13 protein-coding genes are annotated in these 15,043 nt (G+C 70.9%); 5 read left to right on the top strand and 8 right to left on the bottom strand.

Translation table 11 applies throughout. From position 1 onward, the window contains the following. Positions 1-6: 6 nt before the first annotated feature. From BM004_RS29645 to BM004_RS29635, 3 genes are all read left to right on the top strand, one after another. Positions 7-1,167: a ligase-associated DNA damage response exonuclease gene (locus BM004_RS29645; protein ID WP_093218798.1), complete on the top strand. Its 1,161-nt coding sequence runs from the start codon at positions 7-9 to the stop codon at positions 1,165-1,167. Continuing rightward, the gene (locus BM004_RS29640) at positions 1,164-2,819 is read left to right on the top strand and encodes an ATP-dependent DNA ligase (RefSeq protein WP_093218797.1); all 1,656 of its coding nucleotides are present in this window, start codon (positions 1,164-1,166) and stop codon (positions 2,817-2,819) included. The genes BM004_RS29645 and BM004_RS29640 overlap by 4 nt, the downstream gene beginning before the upstream one ends. A gap of 974 nt (positions 2,820-3,793) precedes the next feature. After that, on the top strand, positions 3,794-6,526 hold the full coding sequence (locus tag BM004_RS29635) for a ligase-associated DNA damage response DEXH box helicase (protein ID WP_093218796.1): 2,733 nt from the start codon (positions 3,794-3,796) through the stop codon (positions 6,524-6,526). Between the two features lie 8 nt (positions 6,527-6,534). On the opposite strand, the gene trxC is transcribed toward BM004_RS29635, so the two are convergent. Next, positions 6,535-6,984, bottom strand: a complete 450-nt coding sequence (trxC, locus tag BM004_RS29630; protein WP_093218794.1) for a thioredoxin TrxC — start codon at positions 6,982-6,984, stop codon at positions 6,535-6,537. Positions 6,985-7,061: 77 nt separating this feature from the next. On the opposite strand from trxC, the gene pdeM reads away from it, so the two are divergent. Then, complete coding sequence (pdeM, locus tag BM004_RS29625; protein WP_093218792.1) at positions 7,062-7,739, top strand: ligase-associated DNA damage response endonuclease PdeM; 678 nt, start codon at positions 7,062-7,064, stop codon at positions 7,737-7,739. A gap of 125 nt (positions 7,740-7,864) precedes the next feature. Here pdeM and BM004_RS29620 read toward each other — a convergent pair whose 3' ends face one another. Genes BM004_RS29620 through BM004_RS29610 form a run of 3 tightly spaced genes read right to left on the bottom strand, consistent with a single transcriptional unit; the run spans position 7,865 to position 9,942 of the window. Further along, positions 7,865-8,392, bottom strand: coding sequence for a TPM domain-containing protein (locus BM004_RS29620; RefSeq protein WP_093132884.1), 528 nt, complete (start codon positions 8,390-8,392; stop codon positions 7,865-7,867). A 5-nt stretch (positions 8,393-8,397) separates the two neighbouring features. Further along, positions 8,398-9,330 carry a TPM domain-containing protein gene (locus tag BM004_RS29615; protein WP_093218791.1) on the bottom strand — a complete coding sequence of 311 codons (933 nt, stop codon included), beginning with the start codon at positions 9,328-9,330 and terminating at the stop codon, positions 8,398-8,400. Between the two features lie 12 nt (positions 9,331-9,342). Beyond that, a complete protein-coding gene (locus tag BM004_RS29610) occupies positions 9,343-9,942 on the bottom strand; it encodes a LemA family protein (protein ID WP_177206642.1) in 600 nt (199 codons plus the stop codon). A gap of 45 nt (positions 9,943-9,987) precedes the next feature. On the opposite strand from BM004_RS29610, the gene BM004_RS29605 reads away from it, so the two are divergent. After that, a complete protein-coding gene (locus BM004_RS29605; RefSeq protein ID WP_093132675.1) occupies positions 9,988-10,746 on the top strand; it encodes a hypothetical protein in 759 nt (252 codons plus the stop codon). 4 nt (positions 10,747-10,750) lie between these two features. Here the strand turns inward: BM004_RS29605 and BM004_RS29600 are convergent, their stop codons facing one another. The 4 genes from BM004_RS29600 to BM004_RS29585 are packed head-to-tail and all read right to left on the bottom strand — an operon-like array spanning position 10,751 to position 15,036. Beyond that, entirely contained in the window at positions 10,751-11,425 is a 675-nt protein-coding gene (locus BM004_RS29600) for a cysteine hydrolase family protein (RefSeq protein ID WP_093132677.1), read from the bottom strand. Then, the gene (locus tag BM004_RS29595) at positions 11,422-12,354 is read right to left on the bottom strand and encodes an ABC transporter permease (RefSeq protein ID WP_093218789.1); all 933 of its coding nucleotides are present in this window, start codon (positions 12,352-12,354) and stop codon (positions 11,422-11,424) included. The genes BM004_RS29600 and BM004_RS29595 overlap by 4 nt, the downstream gene beginning before the upstream one ends. Continuing rightward, positions 12,351-13,517, bottom strand: a complete 1,167-nt coding sequence (locus tag BM004_RS29590) for an ABC transporter permease (protein ID WP_218152743.1) — start codon at positions 13,515-13,517, stop codon at positions 12,351-12,353. The genes BM004_RS29595 and BM004_RS29590 overlap by 4 nt, the downstream gene beginning before the upstream one ends. Next, the gene (locus tag BM004_RS29585; RefSeq protein WP_093218787.1) at positions 13,510-15,036 is read right to left on the bottom strand and encodes an ABC transporter ATP-binding protein; all 1,527 of its coding nucleotides are present in this window, start codon (positions 15,034-15,036) and stop codon (positions 13,510-13,512) included. The genes BM004_RS29590 and BM004_RS29585 overlap by 8 nt, the downstream gene beginning before the upstream one ends. Positions 15,037-15,043 lie beyond the last annotated feature (7 nt).

Genomic DNA, 15,043 nt, shown 5'->3' with positions numbered 1-15,043 from the left:
CGTGCCATGCCCCTCCCACAAGATGCGCAAAGTGCGCAAGAAGTGCAGGAAGATCTCGTCGTCGCCCGGCCCGAGGGCCTGTACTGCCCGCCCGGCGATTTCTACATCGACCCGTGGCGGCCGGTGGGGCGCGCGATCATCACGCACGCCCATTCGGACCACGCCCGCATCGGCCACGCGCACTACCTCGCCCACACCGACAGCGAAGGCACCCTGCGCACCCGGCTCGGGCAGGACATCAACCTGCAGACGCTGCCCTACGGCGAGGCCATCGAACACCACGGCGTGCGCGTCTCGCTGCACCCGGCCGGCCATGTGCTGGGCTCGGCGCAGGTGCGGCTCGAGCACGGAGGCCGCGTGTGGGTGGCCTCGGGCGACTACAAGACCGAGCCCGACGGCACCTGCGCGCCCTTCGAGCCGGTGCCCTGCGACACCTTCATCACCGAGTCGACCTTCGGCCTGCCGATCTACCGCTGGCCCACGCAGGCCGTGCTGTTCGCGGAGATCGACGCGTGGTGGCGCGCCAATGCCGAAGCGGGGCGCGCGTCGGTGCTGTTCTGCTATGCCTTCGGCAAGGCGCAACGCATCCTGCACGGCGTGGACGCGAGCATCGGGCCGATCGTGGTGCATGGCGCGGTGGAGCCGCTCAACGCGGTCTACCGCGCGGCCGGCGTGGCGCTGCCGCCCACTTTTCGCGTGAGCGACGAGGGTGTGGATGCGGCGATGCTGAAGCGTGCGCTGGTGCTCGCGCCGCCTTCGGCGCAGGGCACGCCGTGGATGAAGCGCTTCGGCAACTACGCCGATGCGTTCGCCAGCGGGTGGATGCAGCTGCGCGGCACGCGCCGCCGCAGGGGTGTGGACCGCGGCTTCGTCATGTCCGACCATGCCGACTGGCCCGGCCTGCAGCAGGCCATTGCGGGCACGGGCGCCGAGCGCGTGTTCGTCACGCACGGCAGCGTGCAGGTGATGGTGCGGTGGCTGACCGAGAACGGGCTGGATGCGCAGGGCTTCAAGACCGAGTACGGCGATGAAGACGACCAGGAGGCTCCGTCGCCTGTAGGCGGCGCGCAGGAGCAAGTGCCGGTGCCGGTCCCGGCGACGCGCGACGCAGATGCCGCCAGCCCCCATCCCGGCCTTCCCCCGGCAGGGGAAGGAGCCGGTACATGAAGGCCTTTGCCGCGCTGTACCGCGAGCTCGACGCAAGCACATCGAACCTCGCCAAGCAGGCCGCGCTGCAGCGCTACCTGCGCGAGGCCGACGCGGGCGATGCCGCATGGGCCGTGTACTTCCTGGCAGGAGGCAAGCCACGCCAGCTCGTGCCCACCAAGCTGTTGCGCCTGCTCGCGCAGGAGTCGGCGGGGCTGCCCGAGTGGCTGTTCGACGAGAGCTACGACGCCGTGGGCGACCTGGCCGAGACCATCGCGCTGCTCTTGCCGCAGCCGAGCGAGGCGCACGACCTCGGCCTCGCAGGCTGGGTCGAGCAGCACCTGCTGCCGCTGCGCGAGGCCGCGAAGACGGCGCCGGAGCAACTCGCCGACCGCCTGCGCGCGCAGTGGCGCCAGCTCGCGGCCGAAGAGCGGCTGGTGTACTTCAAGCTCATCACCGGCGCGTTTCGCGTGGGCGTGTCGAAGCTGCAGGTCACGCAGGCGCTCGCGGCGGTCGGCGGCATCGACGCCAAGCGCGTGGCGCAACGGCTCATGGGCTACACGCACATCGGCGCGCGGCCGCAGCCGGGCGACTACCTCGCGCTGATCGCGCCCGAGTCGAGCTCCGAGCAGGTGCAGAAGACCAGCGGGCAGCCGTACCCGTTCTTTCTCGCGCATCCGTTCAACATTCCGCTCGAGCAGTTCGACGCGGTGCTCGGGCCGCCGGCCGACTGGGTCGTCGAGTGGAAGTGGGACGGCATCCGCGCGCAGCTGGTGAAGCGCGCCGGCACGGTCTGGGTGTGGTCGCGCGGCGAGGAGCTGGTGACGGAACGCTTCCCCGAGCTGGCGGTGCTGGGCGAGGCCTTGCCCGATGGCACGGTGATCGACGGCGAGATTGCGGTGTGGCGCGAGGACAAGGTCCAGCCCTTCGCCGAGCTGCAAAGGCGCATCGGCCGCAAGACGCTGGGCCCCAAGCTGCTGCGCGAGATTCCCGTGGTGCTGCTGGCCTACGACCTGCTCGAATGGGAAGGCCGCGACCTGCGCGCGCTGCCGCAGTCGCAGCGGCGCGTGCTGCTCGACGACCTCGTCACACGCGTGCAGCACCCTTCGCTGCTGCCGAGCCCGATGCTCACGGGGGCCGACTGGACCGATCTCTCCAGGCAACGCGAAGCCGCGCGCAGCATGGGCGTCGAAGGCATGATGCTCAAGCGCCGCGATGCGCAGTACGGCGTGGGCCGCACCAAGGACGTCGGCGTGTGGTGGAAGTGGAAGATCGAGCCGCTCAGCATCGATGCGGTGCTGATCTATGCGCAGCGCGGCCATGGCCGGCGCGCCAGCCTCTACAGCGACTACACCTTCGCCGTGTGGGACGGCCCGCCCGGCCAGGAAGACCGCAAGCTGGTGCCCTTCGCCAAGGCCTACTCGGGCCTCACCGATGCGGAGATGGGGCGCGTGGACGCGGTCATCCGCAAGACCACCGTCGAAAGCTTCGGGCCGGTGAAGAGCGTGAAGCCGACGCTGGTGTTCGAGCTGGGCTTCGAAGGCATCGCGCGCAGCACGCGGCACAAGAGCGGCATCGCGGTGCGCTTTCCGCGCATGCTGCGGTGGCGTGAAGACAAGCCGGTGGCGGAGGCGGACACCTTGCAGACGCTGGCTGCGTTGCTGCCGTCATGACCGAGCCGGTGGACCCCGCATTGCTCCCTCCCCTCCCGGGGGAGGGCCGGGGTGGGGGCAAGCGGCCTCGAAGTCCGCGCGGCGTTGAAGGCCGCGAGCCCCCATCCCAGCCTTCCCCCGGAAGGGGAAGGAGCAAGACAGTAGCGGCTGCTCAAGCGACAGAGCCGGTGGACCCGGCATTGCTCCCTCCCCTCCCGGGGGAGGGGCGGGGTGGGGGCAAGCGGCCTCGGAGTCCGCGCGGCGTTGAAGGCCGCGTGCCCCCATTCCAGCCTTCCCCCAGAGGGGGAAGGAGCAAGACAGTAGCGGCTGCTCAAGCGACAGAGCCGGCGGACCCCGCATTGCTCCCTCCCCTCCCGGGGGAGGGTCGGGGTGGGGGCAAGCGGTCTCGGAGTCCGCGCGGCGTTGAAGGCCGCGAGCCCCCATCCCAGCCTTCCCCCGGAAGGGGAAGGAGCAAGACAGTAGCGGCTGCTCAAGCGACAGAGCCGGTGGACCCGGCATTGCTCCCTCCCCTCCTGGGGGAGGGCCGGGGTGGGGGCAAGCGGCCTCGGAATCCGCGCGGCGTTGAAGGCCGCGTGCCCCCATCCCAGCCTTCCCCCGGAAGGGGAAGGAGCAAGACAGTCGAAGCCGCTCAAGCGACAGAGCCGGCGGACCCCGCATTGCTCCCTCCCCTCCCGGGGGAGGGCGGGGGTGGGGGCAAGCGGCCTCGAAGTCCGCGCGGCGTTGAAGGCCGCGTGCCCCCATCCCAGCCTTCCCCCGGATGGGGAAGGAGCAAGACAGTCGAGGGCGCTCAAGCGACAGAGCCGGCGGACCCCGCATTGCTCCCTCCCCTCCCGGGGGAGGGCGGGGGTGGGGGCAAGCGGCCTCGGAGTCCGCGCGGCGTTGAAGGCCGCGTGCCCCCATCCCAGCCTTCCCCCGGAAGGGGAAGGAGCAAGACAGTCGAAGCCGCTCAAGCGACAGAGCCGGCGGACCCCGCATTGCTCCCTCCCCTCCCGGGGGAGGGCCGGGGTGGGGGCAAGCGGCCTGGGAGTCCGCGCGGCGTTGAAGGCCGCGAGCCCCCATCCCAGCCTTCTCCCGGAGGGGGAAGGCGCAATTCAAAGTCCGTCAAGGCAGCGCTCGACGCATGGTTCGCCGCGCGCGGGTGGAAGCCGTTCAAGTTCCAGCGCGAGGTGTGGAAGGCCGTTGCCGAAGGCAGGTCCGGGATGCTGCATGCGACCACCGGCGCAGGCAAGACCTACGCCGTGTGGCTCGCTGCGCTGCAGGCCTTCTCGCAGGCGCGCAAGGAAACGGCGCGCCCCGCGGCCCCGCCGCTCACGGTGCTGTGGATCACGCCCATGCGCGCTCTCGCGGCCGACACGCTGCGCGCGCTGCTGCAGCCGCTGGAAGCGCTCGGCGCCGAGGTGCATCCCTGGAGCGCGGGTGCGCGCAGCGGCGACACCTCGTCCGCCGAGCGCAGCGCGCAGAACCAGCGCCTGCCCACGGTGCTCGTCACCACGCCCGAGAGCCTCTCGCTGCTGCTCGCGCGCGCCGACGCGCGCGAGGTGCTCGGCCATGTGCGCATGACCGTGGTCGACGAATGGCACGAGCTGCTGGGCAACAAGCGCGGCGTGCAGGTGCAGCTCGCGCTGGCGCGGCTGAAGCGCTGGAACGCGGGCCTTGCGATCTGGGGCATGTCGGCCACCCTGGGCAACCTGCAGGAGGCCATGCATGCGCTGCTGGGCCATGAAGACGGCGTGCTCGTGCAGGGCCAGGTGCCCAAGAAGCTCGTCATCGATTCGCTGTTGCCGGGCCGTGCCGAACGCTTCCCGTGGGGCGGCCACCTCGGCCTCACGATGCTGCCGCAGGTGATCGAGGAAATCGCCGGCAGCAAGACCACGCTGGTGTTCACCAACACGCGCTCGCAGTCGGAGATCTGGTACCAGGCCCTGCTCGAAGCCAGGCCGGAGTGGGCCGGCAGCATCGCGCTGCACCACGGCTCGCTCGACCGCGCGGTGCGCGAATGGGTCGAGCTGGGCCTGAAGAGCGGCGAGCTCAAGGCCGTGGTCTGCACCTCGAGCCTCGACCTGGGCGTGGACTTCCTGCCGGTGGAGCGCGTGCTGCAGATCGGCTCGCCCAAGGGCGTGGCGCGGCTGCTGCAGCGCGCCGGCCGCTCGGGCCATGCGCCGGGTCGGCCGTCGCGCATCACGCTCGTGCCCACGCACAGCATCGAGATGGTCGAGGGCGCGGCCGCGCGCACCGCGATTGCGCAAGGGCACATCGAGGCGCGCCACTCGCCCGACCAGCCGCTCGACGTGCTGGTGCAGCACCTGGTGACGGTGGCGCTCGGCGGCGGCTTCGTGCCCGACGACCTGTACGGCGAAGTGCGCGGCACCGCGGCCTACGAGCACCTGTCGCGCGAGAGCTGGCAGTGGTGCCTCGACTTCGTGGCGCAAGGCGGCGCCTCGCTCGCGGCCTATCCGGACTACCGGCGCGCCGTGCCCGACGCCGAGGGCGTGTGGCGCGTGCCCGATGCGCGGCTCGCGCGGCGCCATCGCATGAACATCGGCACCATCGTCAGCGACGCGAGCATGTCGGTGCAGTACCTGGCCGGCGCGAAGATCGGCAGCGTGGAAGAGGGCTTCGTCGCGCGCATGAAGCCCGGCGACTGCTTCCTGTTCGGCGGCCGCCTGCTGGAGCTGGTGCGCATCCACGACATGACCGCGTGGGTGCGGCGCGCCAGCGGCAAGCGGCCCGCGGTGCCGCGCTGGAACGGCGGGCGCATGCCGCTGTCGAACACGCTGGCCGACGCGGTGGTGCAGCAGCTGGCGCTGGCGGATGAAGGCCGGTACGACTCGCCCGAGCTGCAATGCGTGCGGCCGCTGCTCGAGATCCAGCAGCAGTGGTCGGCTTTGCCGACGCCGCAGACGCTGCTGGCCGAGACACTGACGACGCGCGAAGGCTCGCACCTGTTCCTCTATCCGTTCGCGGGCCGGCATGTGCACCTCGGGCTCGCGAGCCTGCTGGCGTGGCGCGTGGCGCAGCACGAGGCGCGCACCTTCTCCATCGCGGTGAACGACTACGGCTTCGAGTTGCTGAGCGCGACCGGGGTCGACTGGCCCACGTTGCTGCCGCAGGTGCTGCGGCTGCCGCAGGGGGAGGGCGATGAAGCGCAGGCCGTGTTGCTGCACGAGGTGCTGGCCTCGCTCAACGCGGGCGAACTCGCGCAGCGGCGTTTCCGCGAGATCGCGCGCGTGTCGGGGCTGATCTTCCAGGGCTACCCGGGCGAGAAGCGCAGCAGCAAGCAGCTGCAGGCCTCGTCGTCGCTGTTCTGGGAGGTGTTCCGCAAGTACGACCCCGCCAACAAGCTGCTGCAGCAGGCCGAGCAGGAACTGCTCGCGCAGGAGCTCGAGATCGGCCGGCTGCGCGCCAGCCTCGTGCGCATGGCCACGCAGCAGCTGGTGCTGAAGCCGCTCGCACGGCCGACGCCGTTCTCGTTCCCGCTGATGGTCGAGTTGTTCCGCGAGAAGCTGTCGAACGAGAACGTGGCCGACCGCATCGCGCGCATGGTCGAGCAGCTGGAGAAGGCCGCAGGCGGCGTGGTCACGGCCGGCGGCGTGGAGCGCGTGAAGAGCACGCTGGCCTTCGGGCAGGAGGGGGCCGGCAAGCCGCCGGCGCCGCGGCGGGAGCGCAGGCGGCCATCACGGCCATCGCGTCCGCTACCGCCGCTGTGAAAGCCTGCTCAGCCCGCGCCGTGCGACTTCACCCACCGTACGATGTCCGCCGCGCCCATCGCGCCGGCCTGCCGTGCCACCTCGCGCCCGCCGCGGAACAGCGCCAGCGTCGGGATGCTGCGGATGTTGAAGCGCGCGCCCAGGGCCGGCACCGCCTCGGTGTCGACCTTGGCCAGCCGCACGTGCGGCTCGAGCTGCGCGGCGGCCTGCTCGTAGCCCGGCGCCATCTGGCGGCACGGGCCGCACCACGGCGCCCAGAAGTCGACCAGCACCGGGATCTCGTTGCGCGCGATGTGCCGGTCGAAGGTGGCCTCGTCGGGCAGCGCGGTGGAATGGCCGGCGAACAGGGGGCGGTGGCAGCTGCCGCAGTCGGGCGCGCTGCCGAGTTGCGCCGCGCGCACGCGGTTGGTGGTGTGGCAATGCGGGCAGACGATGTGCAGCGGGGGCGATTCGGTCATCTGCAAAAAATAAGGGCTGCGGGGGCCAATTGCAAGCCGGACGCGGCCAAGGGCGTCTTTTGCGACACTTCCAGCCCGTGACGCATCCAGACACTCCCGCTTCGTCGTTGCCGGTCCATTGGGCAGGCGAGCTGCTGCAGCTGCTGCCCGAACGGGCGCTCTGGTGGCCCGCCGGGCACGTGCTGTTCGTGGCCGACCTGCACCTGGGAAAAGCCGCCACCTACCGCGCGCTCGGCCAGCCGGTGCCGGGCGGCACCACGCAGGAGAACCTGGCGCGGCTCGATACGCTGATCGCACGGCTGGCGCCGCAGCGCGTCGTGTTCCTCGGCGACTTCCTGCATGCCGCGCAGGCCCGCACCGTGCTCGCCACCGTGGCGGACTGGCGGGCGCGCCATGCGGGCATCGCGATGACGCTGGTGCGCGGCAACCACGACAGCCGCGCGGGCGATCCGCCCGCGGCGCTGGGCATCGAGGTGGTCGACGAGCCGCACCTGCTCGGGCCGTTTGCCTGCTGCCACCACCCACAGCCGCATGCCACGCATTTCGTGCTCGCGGGGCATCTGCATCCGGCCTGCATGCTCTACGGTCCGGGGCGCGACAGGGTGCGGCTGCCTTGTTTCGTGAGCGAGGCGGGGCAAGCGGTGTTGCCGGCCTTCGGTGAGTTCACGGGCGGGTGGTTGATGGAGGCGGCGCCGGGGCGGCGTTTCCATGCAGTGGGCGGTGCGGCCGTGTGGGCACTGCCTGCGTCGGACTGATGCATTTGCACCTCTCCCCTCTGGGGGAAGGTGGGGATGGGGGCAGGCCTTCGATCAGGCGCCGCGTATTTTCGGGGGCCGTCGTGCCCCCACCCCGGCCCTCCCCCGGGAGGGGAGGCAGAAAGTCAGAGCACCACAGGCTCGTCAGGCAACTCGTTCACGTCGACGTCACCTTCGCCCAGCGGAAAGTGTTCCACCAGCAGCGCCGAGATTTCTTCCAGCGCCTGCGTCAGCCCGTCCTCGAAGCGCCCTTCGCGAAACGCCGCGCTCATGCGCTGCGCCATCGCGGCCCACTCCGCATCGTCGACCTGCGAATGGATGCCCCGGTCGGCCACGATCTCGATCGCGTGCTCGGCCAGCAGCAGGTAGATGAGCACGCCGTTGTTGTGTGCCGTGTCCCACACGCGCAGCTTGCCGAACAGCATCACGGCGCGTTCGCGGGCCGGGGCATGGCGCCACAGGTAGGACATCGGCAGGCCGGCCTCGACGCAGATGCGGATCTCGCCGCTGTGGCGCCGCTCGCTCGCGGCCACGCGGCCCGTGAGCCGCTGCATCACGGCTTCGGGCAGCGCGCGGCGAACTTCGGTTTCATCGATCCAGCGATGGCGCCAGATGCGGCCCAGCCTGGCGAACAGGGTTGCGTCGGTCGTCATCGTGTTCACCAGTTTCCCGAGGCGCCGCCGCCGCCAAAGTTGCCACCGCCACCAGAGCTGAAGCCACCGCCACCACCACTGCTGCCGCCGCTGCTCCAGCCACCACCGCCGCCCGAACTGAATCCGCCCCCGCCGCCACCCCCCGACCGGCCGGCGGCCTCGAAAAGCGTGACGACGAGCGCGACAACCCCGGCGATCACCGCGATGGCGATGCTGGCCGTGATGACGAACACGAGCAGCCCCACGCCGGCGCCGACCACCACGGTGCCCAGCTTCTTGCCCAGGATGGCGCGCACGATCGGCGCGCCCATGAAGACGCCCACGAACAGGAAAACGCCGAAGTGCTTCAGGAAATCGAAGGCGCTCTCGCCATCCTCGTTGTTCTGGCTACCAGCGTTGCCGCCGCCGCTGCGCGAAGGCGCGGGCAGCGGCTCGCCGTCGACCAGCCCGATGAGCCGGTCCAGCGCCGCGTTCAACCCGCCCGCGAAGTCGTTGTTGCGAAAGCGCGGCTTCATCTCCTCGTCGATGATGCGGCTGGCCGCCAGGTCGGGCACCGCGCCTTCGAGCGCCTTGGCCGTGGCGATGCGCATCGCGCGGTCGTTCTTGGCCACCACCACCAGCAGGCCGTCGCCCACGCCCTTGCGGCCGATCTTCCAGGCGTCGCCCACGCGCTGCGTGTAGCTCGCGATGTCCTCGGGCGCCGTGGTCGGCACCATCAGCACCACGATCTGCGAACCCTTGCGCTGCTCGAAGGCGGCGAGCTTGTTTTCCAGGCCGCTGCGCTGCGCGCCGTCCAGCGTCTGGGTCTGGTCGATCACGCGCGCGGTGAGCGCGGGCACCGGCAGCAGGCCTTGCGCCAGCGCCGGCAGCGCGGCCCAGGCCAGGCCCGTGACGACGAGCGCGGCCAGCGCGCGGCGAAGCAATGCGGCAACGGCCATCGGCTGCGGCCCTTACTTCTTGGGTGCGCCGAAATCGACCGTGGGCGGCGTGGAGATCTGCGCCTCGTTCTGCACCGAGAAGTTCGGCTTGGGCGCGTAGCCGAAGACCTTGGCCGTGAGGTTGCTCGGGAAGCTGCGCGCGAGCACGTTGTACTCCTGCACGCTCTCGATGTAGCGGTTGCGCGCCACGGTGATGCGGTTCTCGGTGCCTTCGAGCGTCACGCGCAGGTCGCGAAACGCCTGGTTGGCCTTCAGGTCGGGGTAGCGCTCCGACACCGCCATCAGCCGCGAGAGCGCCGAAGACAGCTCCCCCTGCGCCTGCTGGAACTTCTGGAAGGCCTCGGGGTTGTTCAGCGTCTCGGGCGTCACCGTGATGGAGGTGGCCTTGGCGCGCGCTTCGATCACCTTGGTGAGCGTGTCCTGCTCGAAGCTGGCCTCGCCCTTCACGGTGGCGACGATGTTGGGCACGAGGTCGGCGCGCCGCTGGTACTGGTTGAGCACCTCGCTCCAGGCCGACTTGCTGGCCTCGTCGAGGGACTGGAACTGGTTGTAGCCGCAGCCGCTCAGGGACACGACCGCCGCAAGGATCAGGAACCAGCGCTTCATCATCATTTGCATTACCTCCGCAGAAGACGCGGAAGTTAGCATAGATACCCCATGGCCCTCGACCCGCTCCAAGCCCTGCAAGCCGCCAACCGCGCGGTGCTGCCCGTCGCCTCCGATGCCTTCGGCACCCTGCTGATCGCCGGCGCGACCGGCGCATTGGGCGCGGAACTGCTGCGGCGGCTGTCGGGCAGCCACCGCCATGCCCACACCCGCGTGCTGGCGCGCGAGCCCATTCGCGATGGCCTGCGCGGCGTGGAGACCTACCTGAGCCCGACGCAGCCGATCGCGCAGTGGCCCGTCACCTCGGCCCACACCGCCATCGTGGCCTTTGACCCGCCGCGCCTGTACCACGACCGCGAGCGCGCGCTGTGGGTGCCCGAGCCCGCCCAGCTGCCCGCGCTCGCGCGCTGGCTTCGCACCTGCGGCGTGCAGACGCTGGCCATCGTGCAGCCGCACGACCAGGGCCGCCTGCCCGAGGCGCTGAAGCACGGCCTCGCGAGCCTCGACGAGCAGGCGGTGGTGGCCTGCGGCTTCGAGCGCGTGATCCTCGTGCGCTCGGCACGCAAGCCCGTGAACGCGAAGTTCGCCAACCCGCTGGAGCGGCTGGCCGCATGGATGCTGTCGGTCGTGCGCTTCATGGTGCCCAGCAGCGAGCAGCCGGTGCGCGCATCGAAGGTGGCCGAGCTGGTCGACCTTGCACTGCGCATCGCGCCGCCGGGCGTGCACGTGGCCGCGCCCGAGCTGGTGTGGCAGGCCGCGCAGGGCGACATGCAGGGCGTGGCCGCGCGCTGGCTCGGCCTGCCGGGCTAGAACCCTAGCTGCGCCACTGGCGCAGCAACTCCGCCGAATCGACCACCAGCCCCAGGTGCAGCGACACCATCGCGAGCGCCGCGCCTTCCAGGTGCGGGTCGGTGCCGCGCACCAGGTCGCGCAGCACGATCACGCGGTAGTTGTGGTTGTTGGCGTCGAAGGCGGTGTTGAGCACGCAGCAGTCGGTGAAGCCGCCGTTGAGCACCACGGTCTCGATGCGCTGGTTGCGCAGCAGAAAGTCGAGGTCGGTCGGGTAGAAGGCAGAGAGGCGGCGCTTGCTGTCCACGCGCATGTCGCCGGGCTCCACCCGCGTGACCCATTCGGTCCACCTGGAGCCTTCGATGGCGTGCGCGTCGGCATTCGGAATCTCGCCCACGTGCAGCGCAAAGGTGCGCCGCCATGCCGCCGGAATGCCGCGGATGTCGTCCTCGCCGCCGGGCCGCAGCACCGACTTGATGTGCACGATGCGCACGCCCAGCGCGCGCACCTCGTCATGGAAGCTGTCGATGGGCGCCACCACGTCGCGCGCACGCGGCGCGGGGCAGGGGCAGTCGGGGCTGTCGTCGAGGTGGCCCCGGTGCATGTCGATGGACACCACCGCCGTGGCCGCGGGGTTCAGGTAGTCGGCGAACTGCGCCGCGTCGAGCGTGCGCTCCTCGTTGTAGACCCAGGCCTTCATCGGCGTTCTTCTCTCACATAGGGTTGGCCCAGCGCACCGGGCTCTTCGTCGGCGCCGCGCCGCGACAGCGCGACCCACACCATCACGCCCAGCGTCACCGCGTAGGGCGTCATCATCACGAAGTACTGCGGCAGCTGCACGCCGGCGGCGGCCAGCTGGGGAATGAGCGCTTCGATGCAGCCGAACAGCACCGCGCCCACCAATGCCTTCCACGGCGACCAGCGCGCGAAGATCACCAGGCCCACCGCGATCCAGCCGCGCCCGCCGGTCATGCCCGCGATCCACAGCTTGGTGCTGACCACCGAGATGTAGGCGCCCGCCAGCCCCACCAGCGCGGAGCCCGCGAGCACGGCCGCAAAGCGCCACGCCGTCACGTCAATGCCCGCGGCGTCGGCCGCCTGCGGGTTCTCGCCCACGGCGCGCAGCCGCAGGCCGGTCGAGGTGCGCGCGAAGAACCACGCCACCGCGCCGAAGATCGGCAGCGTGAGCCACACCATCGCGTTCTGCTCGAAGAGCTTGCCCACGCCCGGCAGCATCGACAGCGGCCACAGCGCCATGCCGCCGATGCCTTCGGTGGCGTGGTTGGTCCACTCGGCCATGGAGCCGACCAGCGCGGTGAGCCCCTGGCAGAAGAACACCAGCGCGAGCCCGGCAATCACCTGGTTCACGCGCAGCCAGATCACCATCACCGCGAACAGCATCGACACCACGCCGGCCGCCAGCATCGCGAGCACCAGCGACACGGCCGGTTGCCCGATGGCGATCTGCGCGCCGATGCCGGCCAGCGCGCCGACCAGCATCAGCCCTTCGGCGCCGAGCGAGAGCACGCCCGCGCGCTCGCTGATGATCAGGCCGAGCGCCGCGAGCGCATACGGCACCGCGAAGTCCGGCGTGCTCGCGAGCCAGTTGAGGATGACGCCGCCGTTCATTGGAGAGACTCCCCGCCCACGCGGCGCAGCCGGTGGCGAATGAAGAAGTCGCTCGACGCGACGCACACCACGATGATGGCCTGGATCAGCTGCACCATCGAGAACGGCACCTGGTAGAACACCTGCAGGCTGCGCCCGGTGACGAACAGCGCCGCCACCAGCAGCGCCACCACCGTGGCCGCCAGCGGGTTGTTGCGCGCGAGGAACGCAATGAGGATGCCCGAGAAACCGTAGCCCTGGTAGAAGGCCTGCGTGAGCCGGCCTTCCTGCCCGGCCGCGACGGCGAAGCCCGCGAGCCCGGCCATCGCGCCCGACAGCAGCACGGCGCCGTAGATGGTGCGCCGCACCGGCACGCCATTGGCGTGCGCCACGCGCGGGTTGGCATCGACGAAGCGCAGGTACAGCCCCGCGCGGCTCACGCTCACCAGCCACCACGCCAGCAGCGCGACCACGCCCGCCAGAAGAATCGAGCTGCCCACGCCCGAGCCCAGCTCGGGCAGGCGTTCGAAGGCGCGGAACTGCGGCGAATACGGAAAGTTGTCCTTCGGGTCCTTCCAGCTGCCGTACACCAGGTGCAGCAGGAAGTTGGCCGCCATGTAGTTGAGCATCAGCGTCGAGATGATCTCGTTCACGCCGAGCTTCAGCTTGAGCCATGCCGGCCCCAGCACCCACAGCAGGCCGCAGAAGACGGCCGCCACGAACATCAGCGGCAGGCGCAGGTTCTCGGGGCCGACCTGCCACATCGAGATGGCCGTCGCGCCGATGGCGCCCCAGACCATCTGGCCTTCGAGGCCCAGGTTCCAGAAGCGCGCGCGAAACGCGATGGCGCCCGCAAGGCCGACCAGGATCATCGGCGCGGCCTGGAACAGCACGGCGCGAAAGTTCTGCCCGTCGAAGAAGGTCTGCGTGACGAACTCGTTGGCCAGTTCGTCGGCCGGCACGCCCGCGGCCACCAAAATCGCGGCGGAGATGGCCAGCCCGACGAGCAGCGCCAGCGCGAGGATCAGCGCCTGCCAGCGCCACGCCATGTGCTGGCGGATCTCCAGCGCGTAGCGGCGGCGCGCCAGCGGCTGCACCGCGCGCGGTGCTTCCTGAACGGGGTGGGCGGAAGAGGGGGGCTTGTGCGCTTGTGCCATGTCGGCCGTGAGGGTTGCTTCAGCCATGGTCGACCATCGCCTGTCCAATGGCCTGCCGGTCGGCGGGCTGCGTGAATTCGCCGGCAATGCGCCCGCGCGTCATCACGCCCACGCGGTCGGCCAGCTGCAGCACCTCGTCGAGGTCTTCGCTGATCAGCAGCACGGCGGCGCCGGCGTCGCGCGCGGCGCGCAGCCGCGCATGCACCTCGGCGCTGGCACGCACGTCGAGCCCGCGGCTCGGGCTGTGCGCAAGCACCAGCGTGGGCGACTTGCCGAACTCGCGCGCCAGCACCAGCTTCTGCGCATTGCCGCCCGACAGCAGTGCCGCCTTCTGCGCGACCGAGCGCACGCCCTGCACGTCGAAGGCGCGCACGGCGTCCTGCGTGTCGCTCTGGATGCGGCCCCGGCGCAGGCGCCACACCGGGCCGTAGCGTCCGGTGTGCACGCGCCCGATGGCGTAGTTCTCCGCCACCGACAGCCCGCCCGCAAGCGCGAGCCCGTAGCGGTCGGCCGGAATGGCGGCAATGCCGATGCCGCGGCGCGCCGATGCGGCCAGGGTCTTGAGGTCGCCGTGGCCCTCGAGCCGGATCTCGCCGTCGGTGGCTTCGCCCGGCAGGCCCATGATGGCGCCTGCGAGTTCGCCCTGTCCGTTGCCGCCGACACCGGCCAGGCCGTAGATTTCTCCGGCGTGCAATTCGAGGTCGACACCGTCGAGCACGCGCCGGCCTTCGGGCGAGGCCGGCGTGCGCAGCCCGCGCACCGACAGGCGCACCGCACCGCGCGGCGCGGCCGAGGGCCTGAAGTTCTCGCTGGCAATCGATTCGCCCACGGTGAGCTTCACCAGCTCGGCCACCGACGCCTGCGTGGGTTGCAGCGTGGCCACCGTGCGGCCGCCGCGCATCACCGTCACGCGGTCGGCATAGCTCTTCACGTCGGCCATCTTGTGCGTGACCAGCACCACGGCGGCGCCGGCGCGCGCCAGCCCCTGCACGGTCTGCAGCAGCCGCGCGGCCTCCTGGTCGGTCAGCACGGCCGTGGGTTCGTCCAGGATCAGGATGCGCGCGCCCGCAAGCAGCACCTTGAGGATCTCCACGCGTTGCTGCTCGGCGATCGACAGTGCGTCGACCCGCTTCGACGGGTCGATGTCGAAGCCCAGCTCCGAGGCCTTGTTGCGGATGTCGCGCGCCATCTCGCGCAGCCGCTCGCCATGGCTCTGGAACTCGGCCGGCGGCGGCGCGGTGAGCAGGATGTTCTGCGCCACCGTGAACGGCCGCACCAGCTTGAAGTGCTGGTGGACCATGCCGATGCGGTGCTTCGCCGCATCGCGCGGGCCGCTGAAGCGCACCGCGTTGTCGTCCACCAGCAGCTGTCCGGCCTCGGGCGCATAGAGCCCGGCCGCGATGTTCATCAACGACGACTTGCCCGCGCCGTTCTCGCCCAGCAGCGCATGCACCTCGCCCCAGCGCGCGGCGAAGTGGGCGTCGGTCAGCGCCGCAAAGCCGTCGAAGGACTTGCGGATGCCGGTGAGTTCGAGCGCGTTGGGCATGGCGTCG

It is taken from the genome of Variovorax sp. OK212, from assembly GCF_900112425.1.
Taxonomy (GTDB): domain Bacteria; phylum Pseudomonadota; class Gammaproteobacteria; order Burkholderiales; family Burkholderiaceae_C; genus Variovorax.
The sequence above is the reverse complement of the archived record's forward strand: the minus strand, read 5'-3'. Positions and strand labels throughout refer to the sequence as shown.

What these genes read in the sequence shown, in the direction of transcription:
- BM004_RS29600 (WP_093132677.1), bottom strand. Translation starts at nt 11,425, where the DNA reads ATGAAGGCCTGGGTCTACAACGAGGAGCGCACGCTCGACGCGGCGCAG.
- BM004_RS29640 (WP_093218797.1), top strand. Translation starts at nt 1,164, where the DNA reads ATGAAGGCCTTTGCCGCGCTGTACCGCGAGCTCGACGCAAGCACATCG.
- BM004_RS29610 (WP_177206642.1), bottom strand. Translation starts at nt 9,942, where the DNA reads ATGATGATGAAGCGCTGGTTCCTGATCCTTGCGGCGGTCGTGTCCCTG.
- BM004_RS29590 (WP_218152743.1), bottom strand. Translation starts at nt 13,517, where the DNA reads ATGGCTGAAGCAACCCTCACGGCCGACATGGCACAAGCGCACAAGCCC.
- BM004_RS29620 (WP_093132884.1), bottom strand. Translation starts at nt 8,392, where the DNA reads ATGACGACCGACGCAACCCTGTTCGCCAGGCTGGGCCGCATCTGGCGC.
- BM004_RS29615 (WP_093218791.1), bottom strand. Translation starts at nt 9,330, where the DNA reads ATGGCCGTTGCCGCATTGCTTCGCCGCGCGCTGGCCGCGCTCGTCGTC.
- BM004_RS29605 (WP_093132675.1), top strand. Translation starts at nt 9,988, where the DNA reads ATGGCCCTCGACCCGCTCCAAGCCCTGCAAGCCGCCAACCGCGCGGTG.
- BM004_RS29645 (WP_093218798.1), top strand. Translation starts at nt 7, where the DNA reads ATGCCCCTCCCACAAGATGCGCAAAGTGCGCAAGAAGTGCAGGAAGAT.
- BM004_RS29585 (WP_093218787.1), bottom strand. Translation starts at nt 15,036, where the DNA reads ATGCCCAACGCGCTCGAACTCACCGGCATCCGCAAGTCCTTCGACGGC.
- BM004_RS29595 (WP_093218789.1), bottom strand. Translation starts at nt 12,354, where the DNA reads ATGAACGGCGGCGTCATCCTCAACTGGCTCGCGAGCACGCCGGACTTC.
- trxC (WP_093218794.1), bottom strand. Translation starts at nt 6,984, where the DNA reads ATGACCGAATCGCCCCCGCTGCACATCGTCTGCCCGCATTGCCACACC.